Origin of the sequence: Colwellia psychrerythraea 34H (assembly GCF_000012325.1) — a bacterium.
Classification (GTDB): domain Bacteria; phylum Pseudomonadota; class Gammaproteobacteria; order Enterobacterales; family Alteromonadaceae; genus Colwellia; species Colwellia psychrerythraea_A.
Map to the genome: position 1 here is coordinate 4,066,015 of NC_003910.7, position 14,750 is coordinate 4,080,764.

The following is a 14,750-nucleotide window of genomic DNA, read 5'->3' on the forward strand; positions in this document are numbered from 1 at the left end:
AAGGTAATGACTTCAGCAAAAAATGTCATTGTAGATACCGGCTGTGCTAATTTATCATCTGTTAAGTTTGCCGTTGAGAGACTTGGCTTTGAGGTTACTATCACTGATGATATAACGATAATCCAACAAGCTGAAAAAGTTATATTCCCAGGTGTTGGTAGCGCTAAGCATGCCATGAAAAACATTAAAGCTAAAAATTTAGAGGCTGCTTTGCAAGGGTTAACTCAGCCTGTACTTGGCTTTTGTTTAGGCATGCAGTTAATGACTGAGTCTTCAACCGAAGGTAAAAAATCCTCAACTGAAGGTAATAATGATGACAATACTAGTCACATAGTCCCTTGCTTAAATTTGATCCCAACAAACGTTGAACCATTAAAAGCACAAGGAAATAGATTGCCACATATGGGCTGGAATACGCTCACTCAAGTAAGCAATCATCCTATTTTTAAGGGAATATCTGAAGGCGATTACTTTTATTTTGTGCATAGCTTCGCAGCGCCAATCAGTGAATACACCATTGCCAGTTGTGAGTACGGCAGTACTTTTTCTGCTGCTATTGCGAAAGATAACTTTATCGGTTGTCAATTTCACCCTGAACGCTCTAGTGCATTAGGCAGTAAAATAATTCAAAACTTTCTCGAGTTAGACTCTACAGAACTTAATCAGGAGCTTGTAAACTTATGATGATCCCAGCAATTGACCTTATCGGTGGTGAAGTTGTTCGTTTATACCAAGGCGATTACGCTCAAAAAACGAATTACCAATATACGGTACAAGACCGTCAACAAGCCTATGCTGAATCAGGTGCTACTGTTATGCATTTTGTTGATTTAGATGGTGCTAAAGACAGCACTAAACGTCAACTAAAAACCTTAAAAACAGTCGTTAACCACCCATCTATGATTATTCAAGTAGGTGGTGGTGTACGTTGTGAAGATGACGTAAAACAATTATTAGCGCTTGGTGCAGATCGCGTTGTTATTGGCAGTTTAGCTATCAAGCAACCTGAACTCGTAACACAATGGGTAAAAACCTACGGCTGTGAAAAAATTGTATTAGCGCTAGACATTAAAATTGACGCACAGGGCAATAAAACATTACCGACACATGGCTGGATTGAAGATAGCGGTGTGAACCTAGAAGATTTACTTGCGCAATACCAAGATGCTGGTATCAAACACGTACTATGTACTGACATTAGTAAAGACGGCACGTTAACAGGCACCAATGTTGATTTATACTCTGAGGTTTGTGCTAAATATCCTGATATTGATTGGCAAGCTTCAGGCGGTATTGGTAGCTTAGCTGATATTAAGGCTTTGATACCAACTGGCGTAAGTGGCGTTATTTTAGGTCGTTCATTGTTAGAAGGAAAATTCACGCTTGAAGAAGCAATTGCTTGTTGGCCAAAGACCTCAGCAAACAACGCTGAAAGTAATACCTCAAGTAATACAGGTGATAAATAATGTTAGCCAGAAGAATAATTCCTTGTCTTGATGTTCGTGATGGCAAGGTAGTTAAAGGTGTACAATTTCGTAATCATGAAATCATTGGCGATATCGTGCCTTTAGCAAAACAATATGCTGAAGCGGGTGCTGACGAATTAGTTTTTTATGATATTACCGCAAGTAGCGACGGCCGTGTAGTTGATAAAAGCTGGGTAAGCCGTATCGCAGAAGTAATTGATATTCCTTTCTGTGTTGCTGGTGGTATAAAAAGCGAAAACGACGCCAAAGAAATATTAATGATGGGTGCTGATAAAATCAGTATCAACTCCCCTGCACTGCGAGATCCTGACTTAATCACACGTTTAGCGGATGTGTTTGGTCAGCAATGCATTGTCGTCGGCGTTGATAGCTTTTATAACAAAGAGACTGATGAATATCAGGTCTATCAATTTACTGGTGATGAAAAACGCACTCAACAAACAGGTTGGAACACATTCGACTGGATTGAAAAAGTGGTTAGCTTAGGTGCTGGCGAAATTGTACTAAATTGCATGAACCAAGATGGTGTTCGTCAAGGTTACGATATTGAGCAGTTAAAACAAGCAAGAGCAAAATGTAGTGTGCCTTTAATCGCTTCTGGTGGTGCTGGAACTATTGAACATTTTAGTGATGTTTATCAACAAGCCGATGTTGATGGTGCACTCGCTGCATCTGTTTTCCATAAAGGTATCATTCCGATTAAAGATTTAAAAATCTACTTAAAAGAACAAAATATTGAGGTAAGACCATGTTAGTAACTAACGATAATATAAATGATTTGGCATGGCAGAAAATGGATAATCTTATTCCTGCAATTATTCAGCATGCCGCTACAGGTGCAATTTTAATGCAAGGTTATATGAACCAAGCCTCTTTACAAGCAACCCTAACAACGGGAAAGGCAACGTTCTTTAGCCGCTCAAAACAAGCACTATGGGTTAAAGGTGAAACTTCTGGCAACTTCCTAGAAGTGAAACAAGTGTTAACTGATTGCGACAACGATAGTTTACTTATTGCTTGTGAACCCATTGGTCCAAGTTGTCACCTAGGAACCGAATCTTGTTTCCCTGAGCAAAAGCTTACTCAACAAAACTTTCTTAGCCAACTTGAGCAAGTCATTCAACAACGCAAAGATGATGATCCTAAAGAGAGTTACACTGCTCATTTATTCTCTCGCGGTACTACTAAAATGGCTCAAAAAGTAGGTGAAGAAGGTGTTGAAGTAGCACTTGCTGCTGTCGCTGAAACCAAAGAAGACTTACTGGGGGAATGTGCAGATTTGTTCTATCACACCCTGGTATTACTCGCTGATCAAAAAATAGAACTCAGTGAGGTTATGGAAGTGTTGCAAACACGTCATAACAAGTAGTCCCCAACTCTGTTAATGAACGTTTAAGCTACTTTGCTAATTACTAGCATCCTTGTTATCTTTATAAAACAGGGATGCTTTTATTCTAACACCAGTGAAGTAGGTTTTAATTAGATGGCGTTCGCTTATGGAAAACTCATTTTATCGCTCATATCCAGCGTTCCCCCTTAAAGCACTACTCCTCTTTGCACTATTTTTCATCACACAATTTGTGCATGCTAAAACAGATAGTGTTCTTGTCTATATTCGAGACGATGTCTACATTGACTATCTAAAGTTTGTAGATGATAGAGATATTAGCTTAATAGATAACTTCTCCGGCAAAAACATCCGTCGTGATGTCGTCGACATGATTATTGCTCAGCGAGCACTCAAGCTTGGTGGCTTTAAGCATAGTTTCACTTATGCACCTGGTAAGGTTAACTTTCGTAACACTAAGATGTTACAAAATGGCCAATTACTGATTAGTTTTGATTCCTACTGGCAACAAGATGCACTCCCTCTCTCCGACAAGCTTTATATTTCTGACGAAGTTATCAGAAATGGTGAGTACGTTGCTGGCATATACACTAGCCCTCATAATAAAAAAACACTCTCGGTAAAAAAACTGACTGATCTTAACGATCTTACCGCTGTGTCAACGCCTAAATGGAGCACTGACTGGCATACTCTTGAGCAGTTGCCCCTTAAAAAACTCACCAGGGATGATTCCTGGTTATCTATGGTACGTATGGTGAATATAGAATGGATCGATTTCATACTAATGCCATTTAACTCGACCCCAGACCAAAGCTTTATTATGGATAAAGTACATTTAGTGCCAGTTAAAAATATTGGTGTTGTACTTAAAGATTCTCGTCATTTTGTTATTAGTAAAATACACCCTAAAGGGCAGGAAGCTTTTATTGCTATAAATAAAGGCCTTAAAATACTCCGCTCACGTGGTGCTATTGTTAAAGCGTATCAACAAGCAGGCTTTTTTGTTGATACCAAGAAAGTCATCATTATTAACCCCTGAGTATTTATCGAATTCATTCTCGACATGTAGTACCATGCTGGCAAATAAAGTTATTTAATGAACCTAAGCATTGTTTACAAGAATAATGAGTGGTATTCATATTACAGCATAATAAGTAACAGCTAAGGACTAGCGATGTTAAAGCGGATGGCAATAAAAAAGTATGGCAATCAACTATTACCTAAGCTGCAAAAACGTTATGGCGAACAAACTTTTTATAATGCCAGTCAAGTCAGATCGACTATTTATCAATGTAACTTCAATCCAAACTACTTGCCGCTTGGTTATCTACTCTTTCTTGATTCGTGTGCATTAAATAAAGTTACTGCTACTGAATTTCCTGAGTTATGTATGAGAAAGTACAAACAAGAAATCAAGGACTACCTTAGTGACCGTAGGTATTATGGTTACCTGAAACTTCTAAACATTTAAACATTTAAACTTTTAATAATTATGACAATAAAAACTACTTGGCAAACTAAAAAATTCACAGAGCTCTCTCTTGACCAATTATATGATGTGCTAAAACTACGTATTGATATTTTTGTTGTTGAGCAAACCTGTTTTTATCCCGACTTAGATAGTGATAAAGACTTACTAGATAGACATTCTCAAACACTACATCTATTGGGTTATCAAGAAGATCAGCTTGTGGCATATCTACGTATTTTACCAAGAGGACAAAGTTACCCTGATCATGTCAGTATTGGCCGAGTCGTAACGGCAACTCAAGCAAGGGGGGGTGGTTTAGGTCATCAGTTGATGACAGAAGCTATAACGCGGTGTCAGCAACATTTTCCCAATGAAAATATTAAGATTTCAGCACAACAACATTTAAAAGCCTATTACCAGCAACACGGATTCACTCAGGTATCAGAAATGTACCTAGAAGACGACATACCGCATATTGCTATGATTCGACTGTCTAGCTAATAACTAGCGATCATAGAAACAAAAAAACTCGCTTACGCGAGTTTTTTATTAACTAAATGACTATAACTTAAGCCAGTTGAGCTGATAATAATTGGTTAACTTTTTCAACGGCTTGTGTGCCATCAATAGTTAAATAACTACAGCTACCTGATTTAGCTTCTGCTTGATAGAAATCTACCAATGGCTTAGTTTGCTCGTGGTAAATAGCTAAACGCTTACGCACTGTCGCTTCTTCATCATCTGGACGAATGGATAAATCGTCACCACTTACATCATCTTTGCCTTCAACCTTTGGTGGGTTATAAACAAGGTGATAAACACGACCTGAGCCAGAATGTACACGACGGCCAGCCATACGTTCAACAATGACTTCATCTGGTACATCAAATTCAAGAACATGGTCAACAACAATACCACTTTCTTTCATTGCATCTGCTTGTGGTATTGTGCGAGGAAAGCCATCAAGTAAAAAACCAGCTTTACAATCTTCTTGAGCTACTCGCTCTTTAACTAATCCGATGATTAAATCGTCAGAAACTAATTGACCAGCATCCATTACGGCTTTGGCTTTGTTACCTAGCTCCGATCCTGCTTTAATAGCAGCACGTAGCATATCGCCTGTTGAGATCTGTGGAATACCAAATTTAGCCATTAAGAACTGTGCTTGTGTGCCTTTACCAGCGCCTGGAGCACCCAATAAAACAATGCGCATATTATGTAACCTTAAATTGATGGTTGAAGTGTGGAAGTAAATATTACCTTTGCTAAATAGCATAAATATTCATTTGATCGAACAAAGGTAATATTTCTTGTCTTTACAATAAAGTCGCTGACACTATACAAGTTAGGCTATGTGCAAACAAGTGGTGAAAGGGTCGATTGATCAAAAAAGGAGGTGTTTCATGCATGAAACCCTCCTTTTTAAGACTAAAGTACTAGCTAAATATTACGTTTAGATTGCATATTTTACTTAGTAAGACTTAACATTAACTTATTCAAGCGTGAAACAAAGCTTGCTGGATCTTTTAAGCTACCACGTTCAGCCAACATCGCTTGTTCAAACAATACTTCAACCCATTGGTTGAACATATCATCATCTTGCTCATCAGCTACATGCTTAACCAGTGCATGCTCACCATTGATCTCAAAGATAGGTAAGGTATCAGGTACCTCTTGACCAACCGATGCCATTAGCTTAGCCATTTGGCTACTCATATCATCATCATCAGCTACTATACATGCAGGAGAATCTGTTAAGCGTTGAGAAAGTTTAACTTCTTTAACTTTGCCGTCTAAACTCGCTTTAATGCGTTTAACAACAGAATCATACTCTTTCTCAAGTTTTTCTTGAGCTTCTTTTGTTTCTGCATCATCCATATCGCCAAGATCAAGTCCACCGCGAGTAACCGATTGCAGTTGTTTACCATCAAACTCTGTTAAATGGCTTACTAACCACTCATCAATTCGATCTGACATTAATAATACTTCAATGCCCTTCTTACGGAAAACTTCTAAATGAGGACTATTTTTTGCCGCTTCAAAGCTATCAGCAACAACAAAATAAATTTTGTCCTGACCTTCTTTCATACGTTCTATATATGAAGCTAACGATACATTTTGTGTCGTAGAATCTTCATGAGTAGAGGCAAAACGTAATAACCCAGCAACTTGTTCTTTATTTGCATGATCTTCAGCAGGACCTTCTTTTAATACTTGACCAAATTCATCCCAAAATCCTTGGTACTTATCAGCATCTTTATTACCAAGTTTTTCTAACATTTTCAGTACACGTTTGGTACAGCCTTTACGAATAGCTTGGGTAACCTTGTTATCTTGCAAAATCTCACGAGAAACGTTCAAAGGTAAATCGTTAGAATCCAAAAGACCTTTTACAAAGCGTAAGTAAGTCGGCATGAATTGTTCAGCATCATCCATAATAAATACACGCTGTACAAACAACTTCAAGCCATGTTGTTTTTCGCGGTTGTACATATCAAATGGTGCTTTAGTCGGTACATATAAAAGAGAAGTATATTCTGTTTTACCTTCTACACGATTATGTTCCCACAATAAAGGATCACCAAAGTCATGAGAAACGTGCTTGTAGAATTCTTTATACTCTTCATCTGTAATATCAGCTTTTTCACGTGTCCATAAAGCAGTAGCCTTATTAACAGGTTCCCAAAGTGCAGGAATAGCATCAACTGCATCAGCAGCTGGTCTTGTTACATTATCTTTTTCATCTGTCACTTCAGCTACAGCTTCAACAGCAGGAACTTCTGCAGTTAACATTTCAACTGACACAGAAATATGATCTGAGTACTTAGTAACAATAGACTTTAAACGCCAGTCATCTGCGTATTCTGATTCATCTTCTTTTAAATGAAGAATGATATCAGTACCGCGATTAGTCTTCTCTATCTTAGCCGTAGTGAATTCACCTTCACCAGCACTAATCCACTCGACACCATCCGTTGCGCTATCACCAGCTTTGCGGGTACGAACAGTTACTTTATCAGCAACAATAAATGCAGAGTAAAAACCAACACCAAATTGACCGATAAGTTGTGAGTCTGACGCTTGATCACCTGACAATTGCGAGAAGAACTCAGCAGTACCCGATTTTGCGATAGTACCTAAATGCTCGATAACTTCGTCAACGTTCATGCCGATGCCATTGTCAGAAATTGTTAATGTATTATTTTCTTTATCACAGCTAACACGAACACGAAGGTCACCATCGTTTTCGTACAATGTATTATCTGATAATGCTTTAAAGCGCAGCTTGTCTGCAGCATCAGCGGCATTAGATACTAACTCACGCAAAAATATTTCTTTATTTGAATATAGTGAGTGGATCATTAATTGTAGTATTTTGGCATTGTCCGATGCAAACGCATGATTTTGTACTTGATTAGTTTCTGACATCTAAAATATCTCCGGTGAAAAATTATTAATGTACTTTTAAAAAGTTGTTAGAAACTATGTGGGGCTGAGGAAAGAAAATTCAAGGGATAACTATAAATGCTCATCAATTGACAATAAGAAAAGCAATAAACTAACGACAATTCAACTTCATGGCTAAAATTAATTAATTGATTCTTCTATTTCACTAAGCAGTAAAAAATCGTATTCATCTGGGATAGGAAGGGAAACGCAAGATAGAAAGAAAATACCGGAGTAGGTTGTCCTACTCCGGAAATGTATACTCGCGATAAATGATTGACAGATCAGGTTTACCAATAAGTATGCAGTTATTAATTTGTTGCTTAGGGAGTAAACCACAATTTATTAACCGACTCACATTAACTTATAGTGTCTGTAATACAAACAGCTTATTTTTCATATACTATTACTATTTAGCATAACTAAGCAAGTAAAATGAATATATATTCCTAAAATAAAAATCAAGCCGTACACTAACCCATTATAAAACATAGCCTTTTAAAGCTTAAAACTATTTACAAACAACTTTATGAATTATATATTTATTTAAGTAGTAATAAGTAAACAGCTTAATTATTTTCTACTTCTTTAAATAGATCTTTAGCAATGTCCTACTCTCACATGGTCTTCTTTAGTATGAATCAAACTACGCATTGCCACATTTTTAAATCCCAGACAGCTAAAAGCCCGACGCTTTCGAATCGGGCTTCTCTAAATAGAATGTAACAATGTCCTACTCTCACATGGGCTTAACTAACCTAAGTCACGCTACCCTCGGCGTAACTACGTTTCACTTCACTATCTGTGGGATTGTTCAAATGCCAGAAAGCAAAAAATCCGTAGCGTAAGCTACAAGTTTCTTTAAAGAGAAGCTTAGCAATGTACTACGCTCATATGGACTTCGTTTTTTAAATCCCAGACAGCAAAAAGCCCGTTACTTTCGTAGCGGGCTTCTTTAAATAGAAGTTTAGCAATGTCCTACTCTCACATGGGAACTCCCACACTACCATCGGCGCAACTGCGTTTCACTTCTGAGTTCGGAAAGGGATCAGGTGGGACCACAGCGCTATTGTCGCTAAACAAAAAGGGGACAATCTTAGAAAGCTTTGCTCAATGAGCTATAAATATCGTTTTTTTATTTTCAAGTAACACGTAAGTACGTGATGTTTTTCTTACCTTTCGGTCTATGTCAGTCTTTATACAAATCACTTCAGTATCACTTTTCAGCAAAACTACTTGGGTGTTGTATGGTTAAGCCTCACGGGTAATTAGTATCAGTTAGCTCAATGCCTCGCAGCACTTACACACCTGACCTATCAACGTTGTAGTCTCCAACGACCCTTTAGGGAGCTTAAAGCTCCAGTGAGAACTCATCTCAAAGCCTGCTTCCCGCTTAGATGCTTTCAGCGGTTATCAGTTCCGAACGTAGCTACCGGGCAATGCCATTGGCATGACAACCCGAACACCAGTGGTTCGTCCACTCCGGTCCTCTCGTACTAGGAGCAGCCCTCTTCAATTCTCAAACGCCCACGGCAGATAGGGACCGAACTGTCTCACGACGTTCTAAACCCAGCTCGCGTACCACTTTAAATGGCGAACAGCCATACCCTTGGGACCGACTTCAGCCCCAGGATGTGATGAGCCGACATCGAGGTGCCAAACACCGCCGTCGATATGAACTCTTGGGCGGTATCAGCCTGTTATCCCCGGAGTACCTTTTATCCGTTGAGCGATGGCCCTTCCATACAGAACCACCGGATCACTATGACCTACTTTCGTACCTGCTCGACGTGTCTGTCTCGCAGTTAAGCTGGCTTATGCCATTGCACTAACCGTACGATGTCCGACCGTACTTAGCCAACCTTCGTGCTCCTCCGTTACTCTTTGGGAGGAGACCGCCCCAGTCAAACTACCCACCAGACAGTGTCCCCAAGCCCGATAAGGGCCCTAGGTTAGAACATCACGCATACAAGGGTGGTATTTCAAGATTGGCTCCACCACATCTAGCGACATGGTTTCAAAGCCTCCCACCTATCCTACACATGTAGGAGCAATGTTCACTGTCAAGCTATAGTAAAGGTTCACGGGGTCTTTCCGTCTAGCCGCGGGTATACGGCATCTTAACCGCAAATTCAATTTCACTGAGTCTCGGGTGGAGACAGTGTGGCCATGATTACGCCATTCGTGCAGGTCGGAACTTACCCGACAAGGAATTTCGCTACCTTAGGACCGTTATAGTTACGGCCGCCGTTTACCGGGGCTTCGATCATCAGCTTCGTCCGAGGACTAACCGAATCAATTAACCTTCCGGCACCGGGCAGGCGTCACACCGTATACGTCATCTTTCGATTTTGCACAGTGCTGTGTTTTTAATAAACAGTTCCAGCCACCTGGTTACTTCGACTACTCTTCGCTTACACCGCAAGGGTTTAACGTTGAGCAGCGTACCTTCTCCCGAAGTTACGGTACTATTTTGCCTAGTTCCTTCACCCGAGTTCTCTCAAGCGCCTTAGTATTCTCTACCTAACCACCTGTGTCGGTTTGGGGTACGGTTCCTATATATCTGAAGCTTAGAAGCTTTTCCTGGAAGCATGGCATCAACAACTTCAACTCCGTAGAGTCTCGTCTCGTATCTCAGTGTTAATGAAGACCCGGATTTACCTAAGTCAACCACCTACATACTTTCACACGGACTACCAACGCCGTGCTTGTTTAGCCTACTCCGTCCCTCCTTCGCAATATATAGAAGTACAGAAATATTAATCTGTTTCCCATCGACTACGCGTTTCCGCCTCGCCTTAGGGGCCGACTTACCCTGCCCTGATTAACATGGGACAGGAAACCTTGGTCTTTCGGCGGGGGAGTTTTTCACTCCCCTTATCGTTACTCATGTCAGCATTCGCACTTCTGATACCTCCAGCAAACTTCTCAATTCACCTTCAACGGCTTACAGAACGCTCCCCTACCACTTGAACCTAAGTTCAAATCCGCAGCTTCGGTGACTAGTTTAGCCCCGTTACATCTTCCGCGCAGACCGACTCGACTAGTGAGCTATTACGCTTTCTTTAAAGGATGGCTGCTTCTAAGCCAACCTCCTAGCTGTCTATGCCTTTCCACATCGTTTCCCACTTAACTAGTACTTTGGGACCTTAGCTGGCGGTCTGGGTTGTTTCCCTCTTCACAACGGACGTTAGCACCCGCAGTGTGTCTCCCGCATATCACTCATTGGTATTCGGAGTTTGCAAAGGGTTGGTAAGTCGGGATGACCCCCTAGCCTTAACAGTGCTCTACCCCCAATGGTGTTCGTGCGAGGCTCTACCTAAATAGATTTCGGGGAGAACCAGCTATCTCCCGGCTTGATTAGCCTTTCACTCCGACCCACAAGTCATCACCGCATTTTTCAACATACGTGTGTTCGGTCCTCCAGTTGATGTTACTCAACCTTCAACCTGCCCATGGGTAGATCGCCGGGTTTCGGGTCTATACCCTGCAACTAAACGCGCAGTTAACACTCGCTTTCGCTACGGCTCCCCTAATCGGTTAACCTTGCTACAGAATATAAGTCGCTGACCCATTATACAAAAGGTACGCAGTCACCCGACTAAATCGGGCTCCCACTGCTTGTACGTATGCGGTTTCAGGTTCTATTTCACTCCCCTCACAGGGGTTCTTTTCGCCTTTCCCTCACGGTACTGGTTCACTATCGGTCAGTTAGTAGTATTTAGCCTTGGAGGATGGTCCCCCCATATTCAGACAAAGTTTCACGTGCTCCGTCCTACTCGATTTCACTTAAAGGTTGCTTTTGTATACGGGACTATCACCCTGTATCGTTGTCCTTTCCAGAACATTCTACTAGCACCCTATAAGCTTAAGGGCTGATTCGCGTTCGCTCGCCGCTACTAACGAAATCTCGGTTGATTTCTTTTCCTCGGGGTACTTAGATGTTTCAGTTCTCCCGGTTCGCTTCGTTACGCTATGTATTCACGTAACGATACCTACCTTATGGTAAGTGGGTTTCCCCATTCGGACATCTTTGGCTATAACGGTTTTTATCACCTCACCAAAGCTTTTCGCAGATTAACACGTCCTTCATCGCCTCTAACTGCCAAGGCATCCACCACATACGCTTAGTCACTTAACCATACAACCCTAAGTAGTCTCATCCGAAGATTTGAAAACGAAGTACACCTCGGAGACTAATCCAAGGTAATTGTAAAGTCTGACATTTTCACGTACTCAGTATATCCGAAGATATACGATGAGTTACTTGATAAGACATCATGTTCTTTCGAACAGTATGAATTCGATAATACATCCTTGGGGGGATGCACTATCACCATTACCACATTCACGATAAGAGAATGAGATAACAGCTTGGTACTTATAATCATGTAAACAACAGCGCGACACCGTGTTTACCTTATAAATACCGATATTTATATCAGCTTTCCAGATTGTTAAAGAATTCAAATTAGCACGCATTCGGCATAATTCGTGATTAATCTCTCTAATGAGAGTAAAAACCAAATTTAAAATCACTACAAAAGTGTATTTAAATTTGGTCTCTTTCTTTAGTAAAAGATACGTGATGAGTTGGTGGAGCTAAGCAGGATCGAACTGCTGACCTCCTGCGTGCAAGGCAGGCGCTCTCCCAGCTGAGCTATAGCCCCATCAGGGTATCTTTCAATTTGTTATCATGTAATTTGTGTGAACACTCGTGAAATACAATCCGAAAACTGATTTCCATTAAGCAATTTTACTTCAAGATAAGGAGGTGATCCAACCCCAGGTTCCCCTAGGGTTACCTTGTTACGACTTCACCCCAGTCATGAAACACAAAGTGGTGACCGTCCTCCCCGAGGGGTTAAACTAGCCACTTCTTTTGCATCCCACTCCCATGGTGTGACGGGCGGTGTGTACAAGGCCCGGGAACGTATTCACCGTAGCATTCTGATCTACGATTACTAGCGATTCCGACTTCATGGAGTCGAGTTGCAGACTCCAATCCGGACTACGACAAGCTTTGTGGGATTCGCTCCACCTCGCGGTATTGCTGCCCTCTGTACCTGCCATTGTAGCACGTGTGTAGCCCATCCCGTAAGGGCCATGATGACTTGACGTCGTCCCCACCTTCCTCCGGTTTATCACCGGCAGTCTCCTTAGAGTTCCCGCCATAACGCGCTGGCAAATAAGGATAGGGGTTGCGCTCGTTGCGGGACTTAACCCAACATTTCACAACACGAGCTGACGACAGCCATGCAGCACCTGTCACAGAGTTCCCGAAGGCACAAGTCTATCTCTAGTCTCTTCTCTGGATGTCAAGGGATGGTAAGGTTCTTCGCGTTGCATCGAATTAAACCACATGCTCCACCGCTTGTGCGGGCCCCCGTCAATTCATTTGAGTTTTAACCTTGCGGCCGTACTCCCCAGGCGGTCAACTTAGTGCGTTAGCTGCGCCACTCACGGATCAAGTCCACAAACGGCTAGTTGACATCGTTTACGGCGTGGACTACCAGGGTATCTAATCCTGTTCGCTCCCCACGCTTTCGTTCCTCAGCGTCAGTATCTGTCCAGGTGGCCGCCTTCGCCACTGATGTTCCTTCCAATCTCTACGCATTTCACCGCTACACTGGAAATTCCACCACCCTCTACAGTACTCTAGTCTACCAGTTCAAAATGCAGTTCCAAGGTTGAGCCCTGGGCTTTCACATCTTGCTTAATAGACCGCCTACGAACGCTTTACGCCCAGTAATTCCGATTAACGCTTGCACCCCTCGTATTACCGCGGCTGCTGGCACGAAGTTAGCCGGTGCTTCTTCTGTTGTTAACGTCACAGAATGCAGCTATTAACTACACTCCTTTCCTCACAACTGAAAGTGCTTTACAACCCGAAGGCCTTCTTCACACACGCGGCATGGCTGCATCAGGCTTTCGCCCATTGTGCAATATTCCCCACTGCTGCCTCCCGTAGGAGTCTGGGCCGTGTCTCAGTCCCAGTGTGGCTGATCATCCTCTCAAACCAGCTAGAGATCGTCGCCTTGGTGAGCCATTACCTCACCAACTAGCTAATCTCACTTGGGCTAATCAAATGGCGAGAGGTCCGAAGATCCCCCCCTTTGGTCCGTAGACGTTATGCGGTATTAGCAGTCGTTTCCAACTGTTGTCCCCCACCATAAGGCATATTCCCAAGCATTACTCACCCGTCCGCCGCTCGTCAGCAGATAGCAAGCTATCTCTGTTACCGCTCGACTTGCATGTGTTAAGCCTGCCGCCAGCGTTCAATCTGAGCCATGATCAAACTCTTCAATTAAAAATCGTTTGTGATGTATCCGAAGATAACATCTGCTCAATGAATTCTGTCGTGATACCAACTCCCTCTAAAGGAAACTGATATCGCATTACATAGTCGCTACCTATCTAACTAAAGATAAATAACTATATTTATTTGCATGAACATCATTCATTAAGCGTTTTTTTGTTCCTACCTACTAAAAGATAGAGAACTATGTAAAACAACATAATGTGAGTGCTCACACAAATTGCATGATAACTAATTGTTAAAGAAGAACTTCTCAAGATAAATCAAGAAGTAGATGAGAGTCGCATTCGCTCTTCACCTTAGCTACGTTAAGTAGCGCTGTTCGTTGCTGTTGCCCCGAACTGGATGCGTATAATACGCTTCCAAGTTTTGATGTCAACGTTTATTTTAAATAATTTAGAAAAGATTTAAAACATCATGTTAACTTACGTTAGTTATCGTTAAAGCGAGTAGATAACGTATCAAAACAGTTCGTTGATGATTCATTTTGCGTGAACCCCTTGGAACTGGAGCGCATTGTAAAGAGTTCTTGGGGTAGCACAAGCACTAATTTCACTTATTGGTTCGTTTGCATAATAAAGCAGCAACTCTGTTATTATCCTCGCACATTATCGATGTGTCAGATTTCTTTACATAGTATTAACAAAGCATAAACACATTCAACCCTAACAAAAAAAC

Annotated in this window: 9 protein-coding genes, 1 tRNA gene and 3 rRNA genes; 7 read left to right on the top strand and 6 right to left on the bottom strand. The window is 41.5% G+C overall.

Features of this window, described 5'->3' with window-relative positions; translation table 11 throughout:
* The first annotated feature begins 6 nt into the window (after positions 1-6).
* The 7 genes from hisH to CPS_RS17440 all read left to right on the top strand — a co-directional run bounded on the left by hisH (position 7) and on the right by CPS_RS17440 (position 4,807).
* On the top strand, positions 7-684 hold the full coding sequence (gene hisH, locus CPS_RS17410; protein ID WP_011044641.1) for an imidazole glycerol phosphate synthase subunit HisH: 678 nt from the start codon (positions 7-9) through the stop codon (positions 682-684).
* Positions 681-1,466, top strand: a complete 786-nt coding sequence (gene hisA / locus CPS_RS17415; RefSeq protein ID WP_011044642.1) for a 1-(5-phosphoribosyl)-5-[(5-phosphoribosylamino)methylideneamino]imidazole-4-carboxamide isomerase — start codon at positions 681-683, stop codon at positions 1,464-1,466. Before hisH ends, hisA begins: the two co-directional genes overlap by 4 nt.
* The gene (gene hisF / locus CPS_RS17420) at positions 1,466-2,242 is read left to right on the top strand and encodes an imidazole glycerol phosphate synthase subunit HisF (protein ID WP_011044643.1); all 777 of its coding nucleotides are present in this window, start codon (positions 1,466-1,468) and stop codon (positions 2,240-2,242) included. The genes hisA and hisF overlap by 1 nt, the downstream gene beginning before the upstream one ends.
* Entirely contained in the window at positions 2,236-2,856 is a 621-nt protein-coding gene (gene hisIE / locus CPS_RS17425; protein ID WP_011044644.1) for a bifunctional phosphoribosyl-AMP cyclohydrolase/phosphoribosyl-ATP diphosphatase HisIE, read from the top strand. Before hisF ends, hisIE begins: the two co-directional genes overlap by 7 nt.
* Positions 2,857-2,983: 127 nt before the next feature.
* A complete protein-coding gene (locus CPS_RS17430) occupies positions 2,984-3,874 on the top strand; it encodes a hypothetical protein (RefSeq protein ID WP_011044645.1) in 891 nt (296 codons plus the stop codon).
* 135 nt (positions 3,875-4,009) lie between these two features.
* Positions 4,010-4,306 (top strand): DUF6559 family protein, encoded by a 297-nt coding sequence (locus CPS_RS17435; RefSeq protein WP_011044646.1) that lies wholly within the window; start codon positions 4,010-4,012, stop codon positions 4,304-4,306.
* A gap of 21 nt (positions 4,307-4,327) precedes the next feature.
* Positions 4,328-4,807, top strand: coding sequence for a GNAT family N-acetyltransferase (locus tag CPS_RS17440; RefSeq protein ID WP_011044647.1), 480 nt, complete (start codon positions 4,328-4,330; stop codon positions 4,805-4,807).
* Between the two features lie 67 nt (positions 4,808-4,874).
* On the opposite strand, the gene adk is transcribed toward CPS_RS17440, so the two are convergent.
* From adk to CPS_RS17470, 6 genes are all read right to left on the bottom strand, one after another.
* Positions 4,875-5,519 carry an adenylate kinase gene (gene adk, locus CPS_RS17445; protein WP_011044648.1) on the bottom strand — a complete coding sequence of 215 codons (645 nt, stop codon included), beginning with the start codon at positions 5,517-5,519 and terminating at the stop codon, positions 4,875-4,877.
* Positions 5,520-5,773: 254 nt separating this feature from the next.
* On the bottom strand, positions 5,774-7,735 hold the full coding sequence (htpG, locus tag CPS_RS17450; protein ID WP_011044649.1) for a molecular chaperone HtpG: 1,962 nt from the start codon (positions 7,733-7,735) through the stop codon (positions 5,774-5,776).
* A gap of 983 nt (positions 7,736-8,718) precedes the next feature.
* A 5S ribosomal RNA gene (gene rrf / locus CPS_RS17455) occupies positions 8,719-8,833 on the bottom strand.
* 167 nt (positions 8,834-9,000) lie between these two features.
* Positions 9,001-11,894 (bottom strand): 23S ribosomal RNA (locus CPS_RS17460).
* 453 nt (positions 11,895-12,347) lie between these two features.
* A tRNA-Ala gene (locus tag CPS_RS17465) sits at positions 12,348-12,423 on the bottom strand.
* Between the two features lie 97 nt (positions 12,424-12,520).
* Positions 12,521-14,063 (bottom strand): 16S ribosomal RNA (locus tag CPS_RS17470).
* Together the 16S, 23S and 5S rRNA genes with 1 tRNA gene alongside form the textbook arrangement of a ribosomal RNA operon.
* Positions 14,064-14,750: the final 687 nt, after the last annotated feature.